The sequence below is a fragment of the Sphingobium trunci genome (assembly GCF_022664535.1).
In the GTDB taxonomy this organism is placed as follows: domain Bacteria; phylum Pseudomonadota; class Alphaproteobacteria; order Sphingomonadales; family Sphingomonadaceae; genus Sphingobium.
Map to the genome: position 1 here is coordinate 33504 of NZ_JAKUJY010000021.1, position 20313 is coordinate 53816.

The window sequence follows — 20313 nt, forward strand, 5'->3', positions numbered from 1 at the left end:
GCGGCGCGCCGTCACCGCTGCGCCTCCAGTTCGCGGCTCAAGGTCGAATAGAAGCCGTCGGCAAAGCGGGTCAGCCCCGATTCCATGCGGTTGATGCCATGGCTGAAGCGGTTATAGGCAATCACCGCCGGGATTGCCGCGAACAGGCCGATGGCGGTGGCGAACAGCGCTTCGGCAATGCCCGGCGCCACCACCGCGAGCGAGCTGTTCTGCTCCGCGGCGATGCTGGTGAACGCACGCATGATGCCCCACACCGTGCCGAACAGGCCGACGAACGGCGCGACCGATCCGATGGTGGCAAGGATGTTGAGCCGGTCGGACAGCCGGTCGACCTCCGCGCCGATGGTGCTGGTCATCGCGGTGGACAGGCGGTCGCGCGTGCCCTCGCGGTCGATCACCTTCTGCGCGGTCGAACGGCGCCATTCGGTGACGCCCGCCGCCATCACCTTGGCGGCGGGGAATTCGGCCTTGCCGCGCGCTTCATAGAAGCGGTCGATATCCTCCGCCTTCCAGAAGTCGCGTTCGAACGCCGCGCTCTGCCTGCTTGCCCTGCGCAGGGTGAAGCTGAAGCCGATGATCATCGCCCAGGTCCATATGCTGGCCAGCAGCAGCCCCAGCATCACCACCTTCACGACGATGTCGGCCTGAAGGAACAGGGCCAGCGGCGAAATGGTGGCGGCTTGCGCGGCGGTGCCGACAGCGGCGCCAACGTCGGGCATCGAAAGGCTCATGGGTTGATGTCTTCCCCTCTCATCAAGCGGCTGAAAATGTCGGTCCAGGATTTCGGTTGCCTGCGCGGGCGGCCCTGGGGCGTCAGAAAGGCGACGGAAACCTCGCCTTGTGTGAGTAATTCATCATCGCGCATGACCGTCTGATGAATGGAACATGAAGCCGCGCCCACTTTCGTCACGCGGCTGACCACCATCAGCGCGTCGTCGAGCCGGGCGGGGCGGCGATAGCCGATCCGCAGGTCGGTGACGGCATAGACTCCCTCTCCCCCCTCCAGATTGCTTCGCTGGTCGATCCCGGCGATCCGCAGCATGTCCGACCGCGCCCTTTCCATATAGCGCAGATAATTGGCGTGATAGACCAGCCCCGAAAGATCCGTATCCTCGAAGTAGACGCGCAATGGGAAATGATGCACGGCGGCGATGAACCTTCCGGTCGCCGGCGCGGGCAGCTCTGAAACGGACATGCCGGGGCTTTTAACCATCAAGCAGGCGCGGCGCAAAGCAGGAAATCACCGGCATGGCACCAGCCTGCCGGTCATTAGGGGCTTTCCGTCTGGTCCGCGTGCGCCCTTGCCGCTACCGGGTGGCGATCAGGCGATTCAGCAGGAGGGTGAAGCATGACCGAAATTCGGACCGTGGGCGTGATCGGCGCCGGGCAGATGGGCGCGGGCATCGCGCAGGTGGCGGCGCAGGCGGGCTATGACGTCATCCTGTCCGACATCGACCTGCCGCGCGCGCAGAAGGGCCGCGACGGCATCATCCGCCTGCTCGCCAAGGCGGTGGAAAAGGGCAAGCTGGCCCAGGCCGATGCCGACGCCGCCATCGCCCGCATCCAGCCCGTGGGCGAGATCGCGCCGCTGGCCTCCTGCCAGCTGGTGATCGAGGCGGCGACCGAGCGCGAGGACATCAAGCGCACCATCTTCGCCAATGTCGGCGCGCTGCTCGCGCCCGGCGCGATCCTCGCCTCCAACACCTCCTCCATCCCGATCACCCGGCTGGCGCAGGCGGCGCCCGACGCCAGCCGCTTCGTCGGCGTGCATTTCTTCAACCCCGTGCCGGTCATGGCGCTGGTCGAGGTGATCCGTGGCCTCGCCACCAGCCCTGAAACGGTGAGCGCGGTCGAAAGCTTTGCCGCCCGCCTCGGCAAGCAGGTGGTCCATGCCTTCGACGCGCCCGGTTTCGTGGTGAACCGCATCCTGCTGCCGATGCTCAACGAGGCGATCTTCGCTTTGGGCGAAGGCGTGGGCAGCGTGACCGATATCGACAAGGGCGTGATGCTGGGCCTCAACCATCCGATGGGTCCGCTGACGCTGGCGGATTTCGTCGGTCTCGATACCTGCCTGGAAATCTGCAAGGTGCTGCAAGGCACGACCGGCGATCCCAAATACCGCCCCGCGCCGCTGCTGGTCAAATATGTCGAGGCGGGCTGGCTGGGGCGCAAGACCGGCAAGGGCTTCTATGATTATTCGGGACCGGAGCCGGTTCCCACCCGTTAAGGGCTACCCCGCACTCAACCCATGCTTCTTCATGCAATGGCGAAGCTGGTCATAGGTGAGGCCCAGCCCCTTGGCGGTGGCGCGCTGGTTGTAGCGATAGCGCTCCAGCGCCGCCCGCACGATCGCGGCTTCATGCGCATCGACGGCGGATTTGAGGTCGCTGATGATCTCGAAGCTGATGGCCGGAGCGGTGGCCATCGGCGTGCTTACTGCCGACGGGGCCGCTTCCGGAGCCGCGGGCATCAGCGGCCTGGGCTTCCAGGGTGAGGCGAAGGGATCGAAGACGATCGCCGCGACCGGCCGTCCCGGATCGGGCCAGCGATAAACGGCGCGCTCGACCACATTGCGTAGTTCGCGGATGTTGCCGGGCCAGTCATGTGCTTCCAGCTCGGCCATGCAGGCGGTGGAAAAGCCCGGCCATTGTGGCCAACCGATCTCGGCCGCCATGCGCCGGCCGAAATGATCGGCCAGCACCGCGACGTCACCCTCCCGCGCCCGCAGCGGGGGCAGGGTGATGACCTCGAAACTGAGGCGATCCAGCAGGTCGGGCCGGAAGCGTCCGGCATCGGCGGCGGCGGGCAGATCCTCGTTGGTCGCCGCCACGATCCGCACATCGACATTGATCGGCCGCGACGCGCCGATCCGCGTCACCTCGCCATATTCGATCACGCGCAACAGCCGCTCCTGCGCCGCCATGGACAGCGTGCCCAGCTCGTCCAGGAACAGCGTGCCGCGATGCGCCTCCTCGAACCGGCCCGCCCGCGCCCGCGCCGCGCCGGTGAAGGCGCCCTGCTCATGGCCGAACAGCTCCGCCTCGATCAGCGTTTCGGGCAGCGCCGCGCAATTCATGATGATCAGCGGCTCGTCCCATCGCGGGGAGAGGCGATGGAGCCGCTCGGCGATCAGCTCCTTGCCGGTTCCGCGTTCGCCGATCACCAGCACCGGCCGGTTGAGCTCGGCCGCGCGCCCGGCCTGTTCGACCGCATCCAGAAAGGCCAGCGACTGGCCGACGAACTGGGTATTTTTCTCCATTCCCCAACTTATGGTGAAATTTCCCACCTTTCGGCAAGCGCTATTCTGGCGCGGACCGGTTTTACCCCTGTAAAACCCCGCAAATCAGCCATTTTCAAAAATTGGCACGGCTTCTGCAAAGCTGGAAGCAAAGCCGCTGAACAAACAGGCGGCATGATTTTGAAGGCCAAGTGTCAGGGAGTTCAGTCATGGAAAAGCAGAGCTACAAGGTTCGTGAAATCGGTCAGTTGCTGTCCGTCGCCATCGCCTCCGTCCTGTTCGGATCGACCCTGGTCCTTTCGGCGGTCGGCCCGGCCCGCGCCAGCGAATTGCCCCTGATCGCGAACCATGACTGCCCGGCGGCCGCGCATTATCTGGCGTAAGGCCGCGACCCACCAGTTCGTACCAGGAGTGAAGTTCAAATGGGTATTTTCTCCCGCACCCGCGATATCATAGCCGCCAATGTCACCGACCTGCTCGACCGGGCGGAAGACCCGGCGAAGATGATCCGCATGATCATCCTCGAGATGGAGGAGACGCTGGTCGAGGTACGTGCCTCCGCCGCCCGCACCATCGCCGACCAGAAGGAAATGCGGCGCCATATCGCCAAGCTGGAGGCGCTGCAGACGAGCTGGACGGAAAAGGCCCAGCTTGCCCTCAGCAAGGATCGCGAGGATCTCGCCAAGGCGGCGCTGGTCGAAAAGCAGAAAGCGGCCGACATGGCCGGACAGCTTGGCCACGAGATCGAAGTGCTGGACGAAGCGCTGCGTGCCTCGGAAGAGGATATCGCCAAGCTCCAGGCGAAGCTGCGCGAGGCCCGCGCCCGCCAGAACAGCCTTGTGACCCGGATGGAAAGCGCCCAGAACCGGCTGCGCGTCCGCGAAGCCTATGCCGGCGAGAAGGTGAACGACGCCTTCGCCCGCTTCGACATGCTGGAACGCCGCGTGGACATGGCCGAAGGCCGCGCCGACGCCATGGGCCTGGGCGCCCAGCCCAAGACGCTGGAGGAAGAGATCGCAGAGCTTCAGGCGTCGGACAAGGTCGATGCCGAACTCGCCGCGCTCAAGGCCTCGATGAACAAGGGAGAGTGACGCATGGAAGATATCGTCGTTCCCATAGCCGTCGTCGGCATGCTGTTCATCGGCATGCCCTGGCTGATTTTCCACTATGTCACCAAGTGGAAGCAGGCGCCCAAGATCACCGATGAGGACGAAAAGCTGCTGGACGAGCTGCATCTGCTCGCCCGGCGGCTGGAGGAGCGGCTGCAGACGGTCGAGCGGATCGTCGCCGCCGACAACCCCGATTTCCGTCCTGCCCGCCCTTCGCAGGACGAGGGCTATGATTTCGACCGCCCCTATTCCGAACGGAGGAACTGAGATGGCTGCCCGTCGCACCAAATTCTATCTCGACAAGCAGAATGGCAAGTGGATGGGCGTATGCGCCGGCATCGCCGACTATACCGGGATCGATGTGGTCTGGGTTCGGGTCGGCGCGGTGCTGGTGACGCTGATGGGGGCTTTTCCCTGGTCGTTCATCGCCTATTTCGCGGCCGCCTATTTCGCGGAGAACAAGCCGGTGGGCCTCTATTCCGACCGGGATGACGAGAAATTCTGGCAGGGCGTGCGCTCCAACCCGGCACGTTCGACCCGCGATGTCCGGTCCAAGTTCCGCGACATCGACCGCCGCCTGGCCGATATCGAGATCTATTATACTAGCCGTAACAACCGGTTGTCCGAAGAGATCGACAGCCTGCGCTGAGGGGGAACCCGACGCCGTTCATCGAACCGGCGGCGGCGCCCGTCGAAAAATCAGCCTCGCCCGCCGGCAAAGCATGGACGGGTAGACGATATCCGGAAAAGGATCGATCAATGAATCACATAGCAAGCTGGATCTGGGTGCTCATCCCGCTCACAGCCATCGGCATGAAGGGGTTCAGAAGCTGGCTGGCGCTCAAGGAACGGCAGCTCGACGCGCAGTCGCGCGAAACCGCCGAGAAGACCGCGCAATATGCGGCCCATACCGAAAGGCTGGAGCAGCGCGTGCGCGTGCTGGAGCGGATCGTCACCGACAAGGGAATGGACCTGTCCGACGAAATCGAGCGGCTGCGGGATGCGCCGTTGAATTGAGGATGGGCTGACAAGCAAGGGTAAAATCGATGAATCCGTTTGAAATGGTCGTCGCCATCGTCGCGATCACTGCCATCGCCAGCGTCGTCCGGGCCAAATATGGTGTCGTCCGGCGCGGTAAGGGCGAGGACTTCGTCCGGCCCGGTCCGGACCCGGAAGCGGAACGGCTTCGGGCGGAAGTGAAGGCGCTCAAGGATCGCGTCGCCGTGCTGGAACGGCTGGCGACCGACAGTTCCACCGCGCTGGAGCGCGAATTCGACAAGCTTCGGGACCGCGACTGACGCGGCCCGGTAAATCTCTAGGGAGGACGATATGCAGGACCCCCTTATCACTTTCACTCTGGCGGCGGCGGGTTTGTCGGGACTCGCCATCATCGCGCTGACGGCCCTTCGGGGATGGAATGGCTGGCTGGAACTGAAACGCGCGGAACTGGCGCGGCGGGCGGAGGACACTGCGCCGCCTTCCACCGCGACGCGGATCGAGGTCGCCGATCTCAAGGAACGCATCCGCAAGCTGGAAGCCATCGCGGCGGGCGTCGACCTGTAATGGCTGGGGGAAAAGCGGCTTTCCTGAGCCGCTTTTCCCCCTATATGGCGGCTATGAGCCAAATGCCTGCCCTGACCGATCTGGTCGAAGAATATGAATTTCTTGATGCCGACGATCGCTACCGCATGCTGATCGACCTCGGGCGGACGCTGGAACCCATGCCCGACGCGCTCAAGACCGATGCGACCCTGGTCAGGGGCTGTTCGGCGGCGGTGTGGGTCTATCCCACGGTTCTTGACGATGGGCGGCTGCATTTCCTGGCCGACAGCAATGCGGCAATCACCAAGGGAATCATCGCGCTGGTGCTGCTGACCGTGCAGGACCAGGCGCCCGCCGCCATCGCCGGAACCGATATCGAAGGCGCGCTGGCGCCCTTCGACCTCAGGAACCAGCTCAGTTCCAACCGGACCCAGGGCATCCCCAACATGATCGCCCTGATCCGGGAAACCGCCTTGCGCTACAGCTGAACCGAGGGAAACCGCGCCGTGCTGATGCGTTCTCCTGCCGTAATGATGACGGGAAAGGAGAGACGCGATGCGAAGCCTTTGGGCATTGGCTGCCATGGGAATGATCGCGGCCTGTTCCTCGCCGGAGGACAAGGCGCCAAGCCAGCGCGAGCAGATCGGGCAGGCCTGGAAATATGAAGGCGGCGCGGACGGAAAGACGAAGGTCGCCTATATCGGCAGCGCGAACACGGTGCAGACCATGACCGCGGCGGACACCTTCTCGGTCCTGCTGGTCCAGCCTATGGCGAAGGGAGAGGCGGACGTCACCGTCAAGCTGGTCGGCGCGCCTTTCACCTGCGATCTGTCCGACTGCCGGGTCACGGCCACGACCGATGACGGCAAGGCCCATGAATGGAAGGGGCGAATGACCGAGAACAGGGACGGCATAGAGGTGCTGCCCGCCGCCAGAGCCTATGATGCGATCAGGCGCAGCAAAAACATCAAGGTCGATCTGGTGGTGGGACCGAAGGACACGAGCTTTCCCTTCCGGTTCAACGTCTCTGGGCTGAAGCTGAAGGGATGAACGCAGTCCTATTCCTGTAGGGACACGCCTGGACTGCGCGGGTCTGCGGCGCCAATCCAGTGGCCGTCGGCCGTGCGCTCGGCCGCATTGGCCTTAAGACCGAAGCGGCTGACCGACACCTTGTGGCCCAGCTTCTCGAGCGGTGCCTTCATCGCTTCGAGCGACGTGCCCTGCTCCAGCACCAGCCCGTCCTTGTCGAAGAATTCAAAGCCGAGGGCGATCGAATCCTGCGCCGACAGGCCCCAGTCGAAATGCGCGATCAACGCCTTGGCGACCTGCATGATGATGGTCTTGCCGCCCGCCGCGCCGACCGTGAAGATCGGCGTTCCCTGGCCGTCATAGACGATCGTGGGCGACATGGAGGAGAGCGGACGCTTGCCCGGCTCCACCCGGTTGGCGACCGGGGCACCGTCCTTTTCGGGCGTGAAGCTGAAATCGGTCAGCTCATTGTTCAGGATCACGCCATTCGCCACCAGCTGGCTGCCGAAGAAGCTTTCGATGGTGGAGGTCCAGGCGGCGATGTCGCCGTTGCGGTCCACGGCGACGAAATGGCTGGTGCCCGCCTCGGGCCGGGGCACGGCGGCGGTGCGGGGCTGCGCCCCCGGCGGGGTGCCGGGGCGATAGTCGTTGAGCGCCTTGCCCAGGGAAATCAACGCCGAACGCCGTTTCAGATAGCCGGGGTCGATCAGCCCGGCGATGGGTACGGTTACGAAGTCAGGATCGCCCAGCCAGGTGTCGCGATCGGCATAGGCGAGTTGCATCGCTTCCCCGATGACATGCCACGATCGCGGATCATCCTTGCCCCATGCTGCGAGGGGGAAGCGCTCCACCATGCCCAGCACCTGCAGCACCGTGATCCCGCCCGCCGAAGCCGGTCCCATGCCGCAGATCGTGTAGACGCGATAATGGCCGCAGACCGGCTTGCGCGGCTTGGCCTGATAACCGGCCAGATCGGCCTCCGTCATCGGCACCGGATTTTTGGGTGCGTTGCTGACCGTGGCGGCAATCGCCCTGGCATTGTCGCCCCGATAGAAGGCATCCGGCCCTTCGGCCGCGATCCGCCTGAACAGTGCGGCCAACGGAGGATTTTTGAGCATCGTGCCCATCGGTGCGGGCTTGCCGTCGATCCAGAAATATTTCTGGATTTCCGGGAAGTCGGCCCAGACCGGCGCGACCGCCTTCATCGCTGTGTCGAGCCGCTGGCGCACCTCGAACCCCTGTTCGGCCAGGCGGATGGCGGGCTGGAACAGATCGGCCCAGGGCAGCTTGCCCCATTTGCGGTGCGCGTCCCACGCCAGCCGCACATTGCCCGGGACGCCCACGGAATAGCCGCCCGGCCAGGCCTGGCGAAAGGGTAGGGGCTGCCCGTCCGGCCCCATGAAGCGATCCGGCCGTGCCGCTGCGGGCGCCGTTTCGCGCCCGTCGATCGATTCGAGCACGCCGGTCCGCCCGTCATGGTGCATCAGGAAACCGCCGCCGCCGATGCCGCTATTATGCGGCTCGACCACGTTCAGCGTCAGCATCATGGCGATGGCCGCATCGGTGGCGCTGCCGCCCTTGCGCAATATTTCCTGCCCCGCCTCGGCGGCACGAGGGTCGGCGGCGGAAACGGTGGCATTGACCGAAACCGGCTCGCGGGCGGGAAGGGGCGTGGGAAGGAGAAGGGCGAGGGGAGCCAGAAGGCCGATCAGGCGGAACGTCATGCACGGCACCCTAGCTTCAACGTTGCATACTGCAACCCGTGCCGGGCAGGACGGATCAGGCGTCTGTACCCACTATCTCGCTGATATTGCGGACGCCATCGCGCGCCATGAGCGCCTTCAGGCCCGCGTTGATCCGTTTGGCCAGATAAGGCCCTTCATAGACCAGCGCGCTGTAGAGCTGGATCAGGCTGGCGCCTGCCCGGATGCGGGCATAGGCCTGCTCCGCGTTGGCAATCCCCCCCACGCCGATCAGCGGCAGGCGGGAGCCCAGCGCCTTGCGGAAGTCCCGCAGCCTTTGGAGCGAGAGGTCGTGCAGCGGCGCGCCCGACAGGCCACCGGTTTCCCCTGCCAGCGCCGAACGCAGCGAAGGCCGGGAAATGGTGGTGTTGGAAACGATCAGTGCGTCGATTCCGTGATCGATGCAGGCGGCGGCAATATCCTCGACATCGGCGGGCTCCAGATCCGGCGCCACCTTCAGGAAAATCGGCGTCTTGTGGCTTCCTCGCGCCGTTATCACAGCGCCCAGCAACGGATCGAGCGCCGTCCGGTCCTGCAGGGCACGCAGTCCGGGCGTGTTGGGGGAGGAGATGTTGACCGTCAGATAGTCGGCCAGCGGCGCCATGCAGGTCACGCCCGTCGCATAGTCCGCGATCCGGTCTGCGGCGTCCTTGTTCGCGCCGATATTGATGCCGATCACCGGCCCGCCGGGCCGCTTGCGCTTGGCGATCCGCTCCGCCGCTGCCGCCTGGCCGCCATTGTTGAAGCCCATGCGGTTGATCACTGCCCTGTCTTCCACCAGCCGGAACAGCCGGGGCAGGGGATTGCCCGGCTGGGACAGGGGGGTCAGCGTCCCCAGTTCGGCAAAGCCGAAGCCGAGGCCGTGCATCTTGTGCGCAACCAGCCCCTCCTTGTCATAACCCGCGGCCAGACCGACCGGATTGGGAAATGCGATACCCGCCACCGTCTGCGTCAGAGCCGAATCGGGTGCCAGCGGCGCCGGGGTCGGCATCAGCCGAAGCAATTTGATCGACAGATGATGGGCGCGTTCTGCTTCCAGCGCGAAAAACAGGGGGCGGATGAGGCGGTAGGACATGGCCGCGCTATGCCAGCGCCGGACGCTCCCGTCGAGTCGCTGTTGCAAGCTGGCCACAGTCGCTCCCGAACGACATTTCTTAACAAGATTCCTTGGGATTCGTCCCGTTTTGGTCCGGCTAATGTCCGATTCATCCAATATAATTTCCCCGATTCGGACGTAAGAGAGTCCTGCGACCCGAAGGCTCTAGGCCATATGGCTGACGAGACCTTTTCCTGACCCGGCGGTGAAAACCGCCGGGTCATTTTTATCTTGTCACCCCCAGGGCGGACCAAAACTGGTATTCCCACAAGCATAGCCCTTGCACCTTTCCGTCGATGGCGCATATTGCGGGACGGGGTGAGAAATGGGTTCGCATGAAAGCGAAGCGTCCGGGGGGGCGCCAAATATTACGGCAAAAGACGATAGAGCACCATTATCCTACACGGTCGACGCGGCGCAGGGACCGGTACGGTTGCGTTACTTTGCGTTGCCCGATCAACTGAACGCTTATTTCGGGTCGCTCTACATCTTTACCGAAACCGCCGAACATTATTCGGACGTCACCCGTGCCGATGTACCGCAACTTCGCTTCATGCTGGAAAGCCACGGTGATTATCATTTCCATGACGGAACGGTTGCTCCGACGCCGGAAATATGCCTGCTCGGTCCCACATTGGGCGCGACCCGCTTCGAATTGAGGGGACCGGGCCGGGTAGTCGGCATTTCCCTGCTTCCCGCGGGATGGATCGCGTTGCATGGCGGCGATGCCAGTATCCTGACTGACCGGGTGCAGGATATGGGAGACCGGCCGGGTTATCGGGACTTGCTCGACAAGCTGCGTGCCGCCGAGGGTGCGGAGGAGATGGCGACCCTGTGCTGGGCCTTTCTGGCGGAACGGCTGGTCGCCCTGCCGGAATCGACCTGGCGCTTGCTGGAGGCGGTCGATGGCTGGCTGATGGGAGAAGGGTCGCCGCGCATAGAGACATTGGCGGACATGACCGGCCTGTCGCCGCGGCAGCTCGCGCGGTTGACCAACAAATATTATGGCTGCTCGCCCAAGCTGCTGGCGCGTAAATATCGGGCGCTTCGGTGCAGCGCGCGCATCGCGCTCGATCATGAAAGCTGGCAGGAACTGTGCGAGGATGGGCGCTTCTACGACCAGTCCCATTTCATCCGGGAGATTAAGCATTTCATCGGCCTGACCCCGCACCAGTTGCAGACAGAACCTACCGCTGTTGCGCAATTGACCCTGCTGCGCCGGTCGCTGGGTGGCGATGTGGCGGTCATCAACCGTTTCAGCTGAGCGGCGACACCCAAGCAGAAATGCCTTGATTCCCGGGACAAGGGGGACCACATGCCAATCGGATTGATTCGATCCGATTTGAGAATGGTTCGCAAGACTAAGGCTATGAGGCTTTCCAGTTTCGCAGATTATGCCGTAGTGCTGATGTCGGCCGCAGCGCGCCATTGCGGCGCGGCCAGGATGAACGCGACCACGCTCTCCGCCGAGACCGGCATCCCCCTGCCCACCGCGCAGAAGCTGGTGAGCCGTCTGTCGGCGGCAGGCCTTTTGGAATCGAGCCGGGGTACGGGCGGGGGCGTGCGCCTCAGCCGTCCGCCCGCCGCGATCACGCTTGCGGATGTGGTGGAGGCCGTCGAAGGCCCGATCGCCATGACCGCCTGCGCCGACCAGGGCGCGCATGACTGTTCGTTGGAGCAGGAATGCCGCGTCCGTCCGCATATGAATGTGGCGAACAATGCGATCCGGTCGGCGCTGGCGGGCGTCACCATCGCCAGCCTGACACGAGAAATGGCATGACCGAAGAAGCAACCACCGTCCGTAACCGCGAAGCGCAGGAGGCGGCCGAGCGGGCCTCCACCTACGAGCATGGCTGGTCCTCGGCCATCGAGCAGGACTTCGCGCCCAAGGGGCTGAACGAGGACACGGTCCGCTTCATCTCGGCCAAGAAGAAGGAGCCGCAATGGCTGCTGGATTGGCGGCTCAAGGCCTTCGCCATGTGGCAGCAGATGGAAGCGCCGGACTGGGCCAAGCTCAACGTGCCGCCGATCGACTATCAGGACGCCTATTATTACGCCGAACCGAAGAAGAAGGCGGAGCTGAATTCGCTGGACGAGGTCGATCCGGAGATTCTCGCGACCTATCAGAAGCTGGGAATACCCATTGCCGAGCAGGAAATGCTGGCGGGCGTCAAGGGCAGCCGCAAGGTCGCCGTCGACGCGGTGTTCGACAGCGTGTCCGTCGCGACCACCTTCCGCAAGGAGCTGGAGGAAGCGGGCGTCATCTTCCGATCGATCAGCGAGGCGGTGCGCGAATATCCGGACCTGGTGAGGAAGTGGCTCGGCAAGGTCGTGCCGATGCACGACAATTATTTCGCGACGCTCAATTGCGCGGTCTTTTCCGACGGCACCTTCGTCTACATCCCCAAGGGCGTTCGCTGCCCGATGGAGCTTTCCACCTATTTCCGCATCAATGCGGAGAATACCGGCCAGTTCGAGCGCACGCTCATCGTCGCGGACGAGGGGAGTTACGTCTCCTATCTCGAAGGCTGTACCGCCCCGATGCGCGATGAGAATCAGCTCCACGCCGCCGTGGTCGAGCTGGTTGCGCTGGACGATGCGGAGATCAAATATTCGACCGTCCAGAACTGGTATCCGGGCGACGAGAACGGCAAGGGCGGCATCTATAATTTCGTGACCAAGCGGGCGCTTTGCCAGGGGCGCAACAGCAAGGTCAGCTGGACGCAGGTGGAAACCGGCTCTGCCATCACCTGGAAATATCCGAGCTGCGTGCTGAACGGCGAGAACAGCGTGGGCGAATTCTACTCGGTCGCGCTGACCAACAATCTGCAGCAGGCCGATACCGGCACCAAGATGATCCACAATGGCAAGGGCTCGCGCTCGACCATCGTGTCAAAGGGCATCTCGGCCGGGCGGAGCAACAACACCTATCGCGGCCTGGTGCGCGTGGCGCCCGGCGCGGAGGGCGTGCGCAACTTCACCCAGTGCGACAGCCTGCTGCTGGGCGACCAGTGCGGCGCGCATACGGTGCCCTATATCGAGGTGCGCAATCCGAGCGCCCAGATCGAGCATGAGGCGACCACCAGCAAGATCAGCGACGACCAGCTTTTCTACGCGATGCAGCGCGGACTGGATCAGGAAAGCGCGGTGTCGCTGATCGTGAATGGGTTTGCCAAGGAAGTGCTGCAACAGCTGCCGATGGAGTTCGCCGTCGAGGCGCAGAAGCTGCTGGGCATTTCGCTGGAAGGGTCGGTCGGTTGACCCTTGCTGTCTCCTTCACCGTCAGGCCGGACTTGATCCGGCATCCCGTTTCTTCCTGTGCAACGGGTGAAGGCAGCGGGACCCCGGATCAAGTCCGGGGAGACGAGCGATGGCGAGGATCGAGCTTGCCGAAATGCTGGAACGCTTCGTTGGCGATGCGCCTCATTGCGGTAAGTGGGAGTGGGATGCTTTTACGTCGGTAAAGGCAAGCCCTGAACTGGAGCCATTCCGGCAACGCCTGCTGGAGCAAGGCGACGGCTGGATGGCACTGATGAAATTCGCGAGATCATCGCTGAACTGAGAAGTTGAAGGACTGAGACTTGAGCGACGAAGACGATATTCAGGATGCGCTGGCCGATTTCGCGGAGGATGTCGGCAATGGCCAGGCATGGACCGCCGCGATCCGCATCCTGACCGAGGATTATGAGCTGGAGGATGGCGAGCTTCAGGCGCGCGCCGTCAAGGATTTCGGCGACCTCGACGCCTATCAGGCCGAATGTCGCGAGGCGCTGGACAAGGGCGATGCCGCCTTCACCGAGAAGCTCAAGAGCGACAAGGCGTTCCACAAGGCCAAGGCCCCCAATCTCGCCCGCATGGGTCCCGTGACCGAGTTCGTGACCGGCGTGCTGGAAAAAGGCGCGCCTGAACCGGGTGCTGACTGGTGGCCCTATATGCCGATCAAGCGCCATATCGACACGCTGTTCCCTGCGCCGGGCGATGTGCGGGACATGGCCTTCTGGACCGCGCGGACGCTCCAGCGCGCGCACAAGGGATAAGCAATGCTCACCATCGAGAATCTCACCAACGAAATCGACGGCAAGGCGATCCTCAAGGGCCTGTCGCTCTCGATCAACGCGGGCGAAATCCACGCGATCATGGGGCCGAACGGCGCGGGCAAGTCGACGCTGGCCTATACGCTGGGCGGCCGTCCGAACTATGAGGTAACCGGCGGTACCGCGACCTTCGAAGGGCGTGATCTGTTCGAGCTGGAACCGCATGAGCGCGCCGCCGCCGGGCTCTTTTTGGGCTTCCAATATCCGGTCGAGATTCCGGGTGTCTCCAACCTGCAATTCCTGCGCGAGAGCCTCAATTCGCAGCGCAAGGCGCGTGGACAGGAACCACTGTCGGGCGGCGAGTTCATCAAGCTCGCCAAGGAAAAGGCTGGCCTGCTCGGCCTCGACATGGAGATGCTGAAACGGCCGGTGAATGTCGGCTTTTCGGGCGGCGAGAAGAAGCGCGCCGAAATGGTGCAGATGGGTATTCTCGACCCCAAGCTTGCGATCCTCGACGAGACCGACTCCGGCCTCGACATCGACGCGCTCAAGATCGTGGGGTCGGGCATCAACGCCATCATGCGCAAACCCGACAAGGCGGTGCTGCTCATCACCCATTATCAGCGGCTGCTCGACTATGTGAAGCCGGACTTCGTGCATGTGCTGGCCGCAGGCCGTATCGTGAAGTCGGGCGGCCCCGAACTCGCGCTGGAACTGGAGCGCGAAGGCTATGCGGAGGTAGTGGCCGCGTGACCACGCTCACCCTTGCCTCGCCCCCCCTGCCCACACGAAGGGCCGAGGAATGGCGTTACAGCGACCTGGAGGCTGTCGCTTCCATCTGGCCGACGCCTGCACCGACGCAGATCGAAGTGGCGGCTGGGGAAACGGCATGCCACCATCTGCTGCAGGACGTGGCCGAAGGCGCGACGGCGGTGCATGATTATGTCATCACCATCGCGGACGGCGCCCGCCTCGACTTCCATGTCCTGAACATCGGCGGGAAGTTCGGCCGCGTGACCTTCACCGTCACGCTGGGCAAGGGTTCACATTTCGAGCTGAGCGGCGCGATCATCGGCGGCGGCGACCAGGTGCTGGAGATCATCACCGCCGTCACCCATGCGCAGCCCGATGCGACCAGCGGCCAGACCATCCGCTCGATTCTGGGCCAGCGCGCCACCGGCAGCTATCTCGGATCGATCAACGTCGCCCGCGATGCGCAGCGCACCGACGCCTTCCAGTCGGTCAAGGCCATGCTGCTGGACCGCACCGCCACGGCCAATGCCAAGCCCGAACTGGAAATCTACGCCGACGACGTGAAATGCGCCCATGGCGCCACCGTGGGTGAACTGGACAAGCAGGCGCTTTTCTACATGGCTTCGCGCGGCATGGATCCGGCGACGGCCAAGACGCTCCTCTTGAAAGCCTTTGTCGCGGGCGTGTTCGACGATGTCGCCGACAAGGGCGTCAAGGACAGGCTTGAAGCCGCCGCGCTCGCCAAGCTGGAAAGGCTGGTATGACCGTCAGCACCTTCGACCGTCTCGACCTGCGCCACGATTTCCCTGGCGTCGGTAGCTGGCACTATCTCGACAGCGCCGCCACCGCGCAGAAGCCCAATGCCGTGATCGACGTCATCGCCCGCGCCTATGGCCCGGACTATGCGACGGTCCATCGCGGCGTCTATGAGCGGTCGGCCAATATGACGCTCGCCTATGAAGCGGCGCGGCGCAAGGTCGCAAGCTTCATCGGCGCGGCGTCGGACAGCGAGATCGTCTATGTCCGTGGCGCGACGGAAGGCATCAACCTTGTCGCGCAATGCTGGGCGGGCACGCAGCTCAAGGCGGGCGACCGTATCCTGCTCTCGATGCTGGAGCATCACAGCAATATCGTGCCCTGGCAGATCGTGGCCGAGAAGGTTGGAGCCGCCATCGACGTCGTGCCACTGACCGCGGACGGCAAGATCGACCTTGATGCCATGGCCGCGATGATCACCCCCGCGCACAGGATGGTCGCGCTGGCCCATGTGTCGAACGTGCTGGGCAGCGTGCTCGACGTCCGCCGCGCCGCCGACATCGCCCATGGCGTCGGCGCGAGGATATTGATCGACGGCTGTCAGGCCGTGCCGCGCCTCGCCGTCGATGTGCAGGCGCTGGACTGCGACTTCTACGTCTTTTCCGCGCACAAGTTGTACGGCCCTACCGGCATCGGCGCGCTCTGGGGGCGCAGGGAACTGCTCGACGCCATGCCGCCCTATCAGGGGGGTGGGTCGATGATCGACAAGGTGACTTTCGAAAAGACGACCTATGCCCCGGCGCCGACCCGGTTCGAGGCGGGGACGCCGCATATCACCGGCGTCGTCGGCCTTTCGGCGGCGATCGATTATGTGCAGGCCATCGGTCTCGACGCGATCCACGCCCATGAATGTGCGCTGGTCGCCAGGGCGAGGACGGCGCTGGAGAGCCTGAACAGCGTGCGCGTCTTCGGGCCGGGGGATTCGGCGGGCATCCTCTCTTTCGAGGTGGAGGGGGTGCATCCGCACGATGTCGGCACCATATTGGACGAAACCGGCGTCGCGATCCGGGCCGGGCATCATTGCGCGCAGCCGCTGATGCGCCATCTGGGCGTCGAGGCGACCGCAAGGGCCAGCTTCGGCATCTACAGCGACGAAAGCGATGTGGACGCGCTGGTCAAGGGCATAGAAAGAGTGAGGAAGATCTTCGCCAATGACTGAATCTCATTCCGAGGACCGCAAGATTTTGGTGGAAGAGGTCGAGGCGGTGGAAACCCCGCCCAAGGCGCGCGTCGAAGAGGAACCGCGCCAGCGCGACTATCTTGCTGGCTTCCTGAACGCCAAGCCTGCCGAAACGCCCAAGGGCGAACCGGGCGGCAGCCTCTATGACGCGATCATCGATGCGCTGAAGGAAATCTACGACCCGGAAATCCCGGTCAACATCTATGACCTCGGTCTAGTCTACGGCGTCGACGTGACCGATGACGGCCATGCCGTCGTCACCATGACGCTGACCACGCCGCATTGCCCGGTCGCCGAATCCATGCCGGGCGAAGTCGAACTGCGCGTCGGCGCGGTGCCCGGCGTGGGCGACGCGCAGGTGAACCTCGTTTGGGATCCGCCATGGGATCCGCAGAAAATGTCGGACGAGGCGAAGCTCGAACTGGGAATGCTCTGATGACCGTAGAAACGAAAATCCGCGCCCGTCCCGCCGCCGTCATCCTGACGCCGAGCGCCGAGCAGCGTATCGCCGACCTGATGCGCCAAGCGCCCGAAGGCACGATCGGCGTCAAGCTCTCGACCCCGCGCCGGGGCTGCTCGGGCCTCGCCTATTCGGTCGACTATGTGAGCGAGGAAGCGAAGTTCGACGAGAAGATCGAGACGCCCGGCGGCACCTTCTACATTGACGGCGCGTCGGTGCTCTATCTGGTCGGATCGACGATGGATTGGGTGGAGGACGACTTCACCGCCGGTTTCGTCTTCAACAACCCCAATGCCAAGGGAAGCTGCGGCTGCGGCGAGAGCTTCACGGTCTGAGGATAGCGGTCCATGCCCCATATGCTGATTCTGGGGCTGGGCTATACCGCATCGCGCCTCGCGGCCCGGCTGCGCGCCGAGGGCTGGCATATCACCGCCGTCCGCCGCACTGCCGATGCCGAAGCACTCGCCTTTGACGATGAAAGCGCTGTCCGTGCCGCTATCGCGCAGGCCACGCATATCCTCTCCTCCGTCCCACCGGAGGGCGATGCGGATCCCGTCCTGACCCGCTATGGCGCTGCCATTGCCGCCGCGCCCGCGATCTGGACCGGCTATCTCTCCTCCACCGGCGTCTATGGCGACGCGGCAGGGGCATGGGTGGATGAAAGCAGTCCGGTCGGCCTTGGCCGCCGCGCCGCCCGCGCGCAGGCCGACAGGGACTGGGGCGCGCTCCGCCCCGACATGCGCCGCTTTCGCCTGCCGGGCATTTACGGCCCCGGCCGCTCCGCGCTCGACCGGGTGCGGGACGGGCGCGCGCATCGCATCGACCTGCCCGACCAGGTGTTCAGCCGCGCCCATGTCGACGATATCGTCGCAGGCGTGATCGCCTCGATCCACCACGGCCCGCCCGGCATCTACAATCTCTCCGACGACTGGCCCTGTGCGCAGAACCGGCTGATCGAGGAGGCCTGCGTTCTTCTCGGCCAGCCTGTCCCGCCGCTGCTCACGCTGGCGCAGGCGCAGCTTTCCCCGATGGCGCGGGCCTTCTATGCGGAAAATCGCAGGGTTGCGAATGGCCGGGCCAGACGCCTGCTCGGCTGGTCGCCGCGCTACCCCACCTATCGCGAAGGCCTGCGCGCCTGCCTTTGACTCGGCTCGTCGCAAGCTGAAAATATTGCTAACGCCTTCTTAACCATCGCGGCCCGAAGGCTGTCCTGTCAGCTTTTTCAAGGGATGCAGGACATGGACCATTTCGATCACGCCTTCACCGCTTTGGGCCAGCGCATCAACGGCCTGCCGCTGCCGGAACGAGCGGCATCCGCGCCGGTCCCGCTTGCCAGCCTGATCGACCGGGTGAACGCGGCCAAGCGCCTCTACCAGCCAGGCCTGCGCCGTTAGGCCGTTTTGGTCCGCAGCGCCACGACCATCCCGGCGATGGCCAGCAATGCGCCCAGCCCGGCCAGCGCCGTCCAGCGATAGCCCTCCACGGCCGTCGAGATCAGCATGGCGATCACCGGGATCAGCACGCTCGTATAGGCCGCGCGGCCCGCGCCGATGCGCTGGATCAGCCGGAAATAGAGCGGAAAGGTCACCACCGATCCCGCCAGTCCCAGCCAGGCAATCCCGAAGAGATAGCCCAGCCGCGCCTCGATCACCGGCGGCCCGGTCGTGACCCATGCGAACAGCGCGTCGATCCCGGCGCCGATCAGCATGGCCCAGGCCAGCACGGCCACCATGGGAAGCCGCCGCGCAATCTCCATCCCCTGCATGACGTTGGCGGCAGACGCGCTCATCAGCCCCGCGACGGCAAGAGCGGCGCCCAGCAGCACCATGTCCGGGCGGACGCTGGCGGCATGATATTCATGCGCCAGCATCAGCGCGATCCCCGTCACAGCGACAACTGACCCGGCGATGAAGCCCCGCCCGACCGGCTGGCGGAAGAAGAGGAAGCTCATGATGCTGTTGGGGATCAGCAGCATCGCATAGACCACCGCGACTACGCCGGAGGTCAGATAATGTTCTGCGCGATAGACGAAATTGAAGTTCAGCACGAACTGCGCCACCCCCAGCAGCCCGGCAAAGACCAGCCCCCTGCCGCCGATCTTGAGTGAAATCCCGCGCACCCTGGCGAAGATCGTCATCGCCACCCCCGCCACCAGAAAGCGGTAGCAGACCGACCAGCTTGCAGGCACGTTGCCCAGCTGGTCGCGGATCACGATCCAGGTCGAACTCCAGATCAACGTGACGAGGATGAAGGGGATGACGACACCCCCCTTGCTCTCCGTCATGCCGTCAAGGCCCGCAGCGCGTCCGCCAGCGGCCGAACGCTGGCGGCATCCTGCGACCAGTTGGTCACCAGCCGCGCCGCGCCCTCGCCCCAATCGTAGAAATCGAAGCCCTGTGCCCGCAGCGCTGCCGCTTCCTCCCCGGTCAGCCGGATGAACAGCTCATTGGCCTCCACCGGATGCATCAGCCGCCCCTCGGCCCCCGCCGTCAGGGCAGCTTTTGCCAAAGTTTGGGCCGCCGCATTGGCCGCCCGCGCATTGCGCAGCCACAGCCCATCCTCGACCATCGCCAATAGCTGCGCCGCGAGATAGCGGCCCTTGGAAAGGAGATGCCCGCCCCGCTTGCGCCAGCGCGCCGCCTCCGCCGCGCGCTTTGCTGCCCGGTCCCCGAAAAAGACGAGGGCCTCGCCCATCATCCCGCCATTCTTGACGCAGCCGAAGGAGAGGATGTCGACCCCCGCCCGCCAGGTCACGTCGCCCGGATGACAGCCCAGATGCGCCACCGCATTGGCAAAGCGCGCCCCGTCCATATGGAATCCCAGCCCATGTTCCTGCGCGGTCGCGCCCAGCGCCGCCACCTCGTCGGGGGTGTAGGCCAGCCCATATTCGCTCGCCTGCGTGATGCTGATCGCCCGCGCAGGCACCTGATGCACATCGGGCCGGATCGCCCTCAACCGCTCCCGCACCGCCTCCGGCGCCAGCTTCGCGCCGGCGCCGGGCAGCGCCATCAGGCTCGCGCCATGGGTATAGAAGCCCGGAGCGCCGCATTCGTCGACGACGACATGCGCCTCCTCATGGCAGATCACCCCGCCATAGGGTGGGCAGAGGCAGGCCAGCGCGATGCTGTTCGCGGCCGTGCCGGTGGCGATCCACAGCGCCTCGACCGGCGCCCCGAACAGATCGGAAAAGGCGCCGTTCAACCGGGCGCTCCACTGGTCGCCGTCATAGCCATGGTCCGCCCGGTCGGCGGCGGCTATGGCGGCCATCACTTCGGGGCAGACCGGCGTCGCATTGTCGGAGAAAAAATGCATGG

The 20313-nt window shown here is 64.6% G+C and carries 29 protein-coding genes; 22 read left to right on the plus strand and 7 right to left on the minus strand.

All coding sequences use genetic code 11. From position 1 onward, the window contains the following. Nucleotides 1-11: 11 nt before the first annotated feature. Both tolQ and ybgC read right to left on the minus strand, forming a co-directional pair. Nucleotides 12-731 (minus strand): protein TolQ, encoded by a 720-nt coding sequence (gene tolQ, locus MJ601_RS16510; protein ID WP_242128392.1) that lies wholly within the window; start codon nt 729-731, stop codon nt 12-14. Then, nucleotides 728-1195, minus strand: coding sequence for a tol-pal system-associated acyl-CoA thioesterase (gene ybgC, locus MJ601_RS16515; RefSeq protein ID WP_242128393.1), 468 nt, complete (start codon nt 1193-1195; stop codon nt 728-730). The genes tolQ and ybgC overlap by 4 nt, the downstream gene beginning before the upstream one ends. A gap of 153 nt (nt 1196-1348) precedes the next feature. On the opposite strand from ybgC, the gene MJ601_RS16520 reads away from it, so the two are divergent. Beyond that, nucleotides 1349-2227: a 3-hydroxybutyryl-CoA dehydrogenase gene (locus MJ601_RS16520; RefSeq protein WP_242128394.1), complete on the plus strand. Its 879-nt coding sequence runs from the start codon at nt 1349-1351 to the stop codon at nt 2225-2227. Between the two features lie 3 nt (nt 2228-2230). On the opposite strand, the gene pspF is transcribed toward MJ601_RS16520, so the two are convergent. Further along, the gene (pspF, locus tag MJ601_RS16525) at nt 2231-3259 is read right to left on the minus strand and encodes a phage shock protein operon transcriptional activator (protein WP_242128395.1); all 1029 of its coding nucleotides are present in this window, start codon (nt 3257-3259) and stop codon (nt 2231-2233) included. A gap of 188 nt (nt 3260-3447) precedes the next feature. Here pspF and MJ601_RS16530 point away from each other — a divergent pair, with 188 nt between their 5' ends. The 9 genes from MJ601_RS16530 (at nt 3448) to MJ601_RS16570 (ending at nt 6939) form a co-directional block, all read left to right on the plus strand. Continuing rightward, nucleotides 3448-3621 (plus strand): hypothetical protein, encoded by a 174-nt coding sequence (locus MJ601_RS16530; RefSeq protein ID WP_242128397.1) that lies wholly within the window; start codon nt 3448-3450, stop codon nt 3619-3621. Between the two features lie 39 nt (nt 3622-3660). Continuing rightward, the gene (gene pspA, locus MJ601_RS16535) at nt 3661-4329 is read left to right on the plus strand and encodes a phage shock protein PspA (protein WP_242128398.1); all 669 of its coding nucleotides are present in this window, start codon (nt 3661-3663) and stop codon (nt 4327-4329) included. Between the two features lie 3 nt (nt 4330-4332). Next, complete coding sequence (gene pspB, locus MJ601_RS16540; protein ID WP_242128400.1) at nt 4333-4614, plus strand: envelope stress response membrane protein PspB; 282 nt, start codon at nt 4333-4335, stop codon at nt 4612-4614. Between the two features lies 1 nt (nt 4615). Beyond that, the gene (gene pspC, locus MJ601_RS16545) at nt 4616-4996 is read left to right on the plus strand and encodes an envelope stress response membrane protein PspC (RefSeq protein WP_242128402.1); all 381 of its coding nucleotides are present in this window, start codon (nt 4616-4618) and stop codon (nt 4994-4996) included. A 164-nt stretch (nt 4997-5160) separates the two neighbouring features. Next, entirely contained in the window at nt 5161-5364 is a 204-nt protein-coding gene (locus MJ601_RS16550; protein ID WP_242128480.1) for a hypothetical protein, read from the plus strand. A 29-nt stretch (nt 5365-5393) separates the two neighbouring features. Then, on the plus strand, nt 5394-5645 hold the full coding sequence (locus tag MJ601_RS16555; protein ID WP_242128404.1) for a hypothetical protein: 252 nt from the start codon (nt 5394-5396) through the stop codon (nt 5643-5645). A gap of 31 nt (nt 5646-5676) precedes the next feature. Further along, on the plus strand, nt 5677-5910 hold the full coding sequence (locus MJ601_RS16560; RefSeq protein ID WP_242128406.1) for a hypothetical protein: 234 nt from the start codon (nt 5677-5679) through the stop codon (nt 5908-5910). A gap of 53 nt (nt 5911-5963) precedes the next feature. Beyond that, nucleotides 5964-6377, plus strand: coding sequence for a SufE family protein (locus MJ601_RS16565; RefSeq protein WP_242128408.1), 414 nt, complete (start codon nt 5964-5966; stop codon nt 6375-6377). 67 nt (nt 6378-6444) lie between these two features. After that, nucleotides 6445-6939, plus strand: a complete 495-nt coding sequence (locus MJ601_RS16570) for a hypothetical protein (RefSeq protein WP_242128410.1) — start codon at nt 6445-6447, stop codon at nt 6937-6939. 8 nt (nt 6940-6947) lie between these two features. Here MJ601_RS16570 and ggt read toward each other — a convergent pair whose 3' ends face one another. Continuing rightward, nucleotides 6948-8642, minus strand: a complete 1695-nt coding sequence (gene ggt / locus MJ601_RS16575; protein WP_242128412.1) for a gamma-glutamyltransferase — start codon at nt 8640-8642, stop codon at nt 6948-6950. A 55-nt stretch (nt 8643-8697) separates the two neighbouring features. Then, nucleotides 8698-9735 carry a quinone-dependent dihydroorotate dehydrogenase gene (locus MJ601_RS16580; RefSeq protein WP_242128482.1) on the minus strand — a complete coding sequence of 346 codons (1038 nt, stop codon included), beginning with the start codon at nt 9733-9735 and terminating at the stop codon, nt 8698-8700. Nucleotides 9736-10189: 454 nt separating this feature from the next. Here MJ601_RS16580 and MJ601_RS16585 point away from each other — a divergent pair, with 454 nt between their 5' ends. From MJ601_RS16585 to MJ601_RS16640, 12 genes are all read left to right on the plus strand, one after another. Continuing rightward, complete coding sequence (locus MJ601_RS16585; protein ID WP_242128414.1) at nt 10190-11020, plus strand: helix-turn-helix domain-containing protein; 831 nt, start codon at nt 10190-10192, stop codon at nt 11018-11020. Between the two features lie 105 nt (nt 11021-11125). Beyond that, complete coding sequence (locus MJ601_RS16590) at nt 11126-11536, plus strand: RrF2 family transcriptional regulator (protein WP_242128415.1); 411 nt, start codon at nt 11126-11128, stop codon at nt 11534-11536. Beyond that, nucleotides 11533-13017, plus strand: coding sequence for a Fe-S cluster assembly protein SufB (sufB, locus tag MJ601_RS16595; RefSeq protein ID WP_242128417.1), 1485 nt, complete (start codon nt 11533-11535; stop codon nt 13015-13017). Before MJ601_RS16590 ends, sufB begins: the two co-directional genes overlap by 4 nt. A 109-nt stretch (nt 13018-13126) precedes the next feature. After that, a complete protein-coding gene (locus MJ601_RS16600; protein WP_242128419.1) occupies nt 13127-13318 on the plus strand; it encodes a hypothetical protein in 192 nt (63 codons plus the stop codon). 19 nt (nt 13319-13337) lie between these two features. Then, nucleotides 13338-13793, plus strand: a complete 456-nt coding sequence (locus MJ601_RS16605; RefSeq protein WP_242128420.1) for a hypothetical protein — start codon at nt 13338-13340, stop codon at nt 13791-13793. A gap of 3 nt (nt 13794-13796) precedes the next feature. Continuing rightward, nucleotides 13797-14543 carry a Fe-S cluster assembly ATPase SufC gene (gene sufC, locus MJ601_RS16610; RefSeq protein ID WP_242128422.1) on the plus strand — a complete coding sequence of 249 codons (747 nt, stop codon included), beginning with the start codon at nt 13797-13799 and terminating at the stop codon, nt 14541-14543. Then, nucleotides 14540-15307 carry a SufD family Fe-S cluster assembly protein gene (locus MJ601_RS16615; RefSeq protein ID WP_242128424.1) on the plus strand — a complete coding sequence of 256 codons (768 nt, stop codon included), beginning with the start codon at nt 14540-14542 and terminating at the stop codon, nt 15305-15307. Before sufC ends, MJ601_RS16615 begins: the two co-directional genes overlap by 4 nt. Next, nucleotides 15304-16518, plus strand: coding sequence for a cysteine desulfurase (locus tag MJ601_RS16620; RefSeq protein ID WP_242128426.1), 1215 nt, complete (start codon nt 15304-15306; stop codon nt 16516-16518). The genes MJ601_RS16615 and MJ601_RS16620 overlap by 4 nt, the downstream gene beginning before the upstream one ends. Beyond that, on the plus strand, nt 16511-16975 hold the full coding sequence (locus tag MJ601_RS16625) for an SUF system Fe-S cluster assembly protein (protein WP_242128428.1): 465 nt from the start codon (nt 16511-16513) through the stop codon (nt 16973-16975). Before MJ601_RS16620 ends, MJ601_RS16625 begins: the two co-directional genes overlap by 8 nt. Further along, nucleotides 16975-17334 carry a HesB/IscA family protein gene (locus MJ601_RS16630; protein WP_242128429.1) on the plus strand — a complete coding sequence of 120 codons (360 nt, stop codon included), beginning with the start codon at nt 16975-16977 and terminating at the stop codon, nt 17332-17334. Before MJ601_RS16625 ends, MJ601_RS16630 begins: the two co-directional genes overlap by 1 nt. A 12-nt stretch (nt 17335-17346) precedes the next feature. Next, on the plus strand, nt 17347-18144 hold the full coding sequence (locus MJ601_RS16635) for a Rossmann-fold NAD(P)-binding domain-containing protein (RefSeq protein ID WP_242128431.1): 798 nt from the start codon (nt 17347-17349) through the stop codon (nt 18142-18144). 93 nt (nt 18145-18237) lie between these two features. Continuing rightward, nucleotides 18238-18393: a hypothetical protein gene (locus MJ601_RS16640; RefSeq protein ID WP_242128432.1), complete on the plus strand. Its 156-nt coding sequence runs from the start codon at nt 18238-18240 to the stop codon at nt 18391-18393. On the opposite strand, the gene MJ601_RS16645 is transcribed toward MJ601_RS16640, so the two are convergent. Both MJ601_RS16645 and MJ601_RS16650 read right to left on the minus strand, forming a co-directional pair. Then, nucleotides 18390-19283 carry a DMT family transporter gene (locus MJ601_RS16645; protein ID WP_242128433.1) on the minus strand — a complete coding sequence of 298 codons (894 nt, stop codon included), beginning with the start codon at nt 19281-19283 and terminating at the stop codon, nt 18390-18392. The genes MJ601_RS16640 and MJ601_RS16645 overlap by 4 nt on opposite strands. After that, nucleotides 19280-20311 carry a threonine aldolase family protein gene (locus MJ601_RS16650; RefSeq protein ID WP_242128435.1) on the minus strand — a complete coding sequence of 344 codons (1032 nt, stop codon included), beginning with the start codon at nt 20309-20311 and terminating at the stop codon, nt 19280-19282. Before MJ601_RS16650 ends, MJ601_RS16645 begins: the two co-directional genes overlap by 4 nt. Nucleotides 20312-20313 lie beyond the last annotated feature (2 nt).

Coding starts and splice junctions, on each gene's coding strand:
- tolQ (WP_242128392.1), bottom strand. CDS start 731: ATGAGCCTTTCGATGCCCGACGTTGGCGCCGCTGTCGGCACCGCCGCG.
- ybgC (WP_242128393.1), bottom strand. CDS start 1,195: ATGTCCGTTTCAGAGCTGCCCGCGCCGGCGACCGGAAGGTTCATCGCC.
- MJ601_RS16520 (WP_242128394.1), top strand. CDS start 1,349: ATGACCGAAATTCGGACCGTGGGCGTGATCGGCGCCGGGCAGATGGGC.
- pspF (WP_242128395.1), bottom strand. CDS start 3,259: ATGGAGAAAAATACCCAGTTCGTCGGCCAGTCGCTGGCCTTTCTGGAT.
- MJ601_RS16530 (WP_242128397.1), top strand. CDS start 3,448: ATGGAAAAGCAGAGCTACAAGGTTCGTGAAATCGGTCAGTTGCTGTCC.
- pspA (WP_242128398.1), top strand. CDS start 3,661: ATGGGTATTTTCTCCCGCACCCGCGATATCATAGCCGCCAATGTCACC.
- pspB (WP_242128400.1), top strand. CDS start 4,333: ATGGAAGATATCGTCGTTCCCATAGCCGTCGTCGGCATGCTGTTCATC.
- pspC (WP_242128402.1), top strand. CDS start 4,616: ATGGCTGCCCGTCGCACCAAATTCTATCTCGACAAGCAGAATGGCAAG.
- MJ601_RS16550 (WP_242128480.1), top strand. CDS start 5,161: ATGAAGGGGTTCAGAAGCTGGCTGGCGCTCAAGGAACGGCAGCTCGAC.
- MJ601_RS16555 (WP_242128404.1), top strand. CDS start 5,394: ATGAATCCGTTTGAAATGGTCGTCGCCATCGTCGCGATCACTGCCATC.
- MJ601_RS16560 (WP_242128406.1), top strand. CDS start 5,677: ATGCAGGACCCCCTTATCACTTTCACTCTGGCGGCGGCGGGTTTGTCG.
- MJ601_RS16565 (WP_242128408.1), top strand. CDS start 5,964: ATGAGCCAAATGCCTGCCCTGACCGATCTGGTCGAAGAATATGAATTT.
- MJ601_RS16570 (WP_242128410.1), top strand. CDS start 6,445: ATGCGAAGCCTTTGGGCATTGGCTGCCATGGGAATGATCGCGGCCTGT.
- ggt (WP_242128412.1), bottom strand. CDS start 8,642: ATGACGTTCCGCCTGATCGGCCTTCTGGCTCCCCTCGCCCTTCTCCTT.
- MJ601_RS16580 (WP_242128482.1), bottom strand. CDS start 9,735: ATGTCCTACCGCCTCATCCGCCCCCTGTTTTTCGCGCTGGAAGCAGAA.
- MJ601_RS16590 (WP_242128415.1), top strand. CDS start 11,126: ATGAGGCTTTCCAGTTTCGCAGATTATGCCGTAGTGCTGATGTCGGCC.
- sufB (WP_242128417.1), top strand. CDS start 11,533: ATGACCGAAGAAGCAACCACCGTCCGTAACCGCGAAGCGCAGGAGGCG.
- MJ601_RS16600 (WP_242128419.1), top strand. CDS start 13,127: ATGGCGAGGATCGAGCTTGCCGAAATGCTGGAACGCTTCGTTGGCGAT.
- sufC (WP_242128422.1), top strand. CDS start 13,797: ATGCTCACCATCGAGAATCTCACCAACGAAATCGACGGCAAGGCGATC.
- MJ601_RS16620 (WP_242128426.1), top strand. CDS start 15,304: ATGACCGTCAGCACCTTCGACCGTCTCGACCTGCGCCACGATTTCCCT.
- MJ601_RS16625 (WP_242128428.1), top strand. CDS start 16,511: ATGACTGAATCTCATTCCGAGGACCGCAAGATTTTGGTGGAAGAGGTC.
- MJ601_RS16630 (WP_242128429.1), top strand. CDS start 16,975: ATGACCGTAGAAACGAAAATCCGCGCCCGTCCCGCCGCCGTCATCCTG.
- MJ601_RS16635 (WP_242128431.1), top strand. CDS start 17,347: ATGCCCCATATGCTGATTCTGGGGCTGGGCTATACCGCATCGCGCCTC.
- MJ601_RS16640 (WP_242128432.1), top strand. CDS start 18,238: ATGGACCATTTCGATCACGCCTTCACCGCTTTGGGCCAGCGCATCAAC.
- MJ601_RS16645 (WP_242128433.1), bottom strand. CDS start 19,283: ATGACGGAGAGCAAGGGGGGTGTCGTCATCCCCTTCATCCTCGTCACG.
- MJ601_RS16650 (WP_242128435.1), bottom strand. CDS start 20,311: ATGCATTTTTTCTCCGACAATGCGACGCCGGTCTGCCCCGAAGTGATG.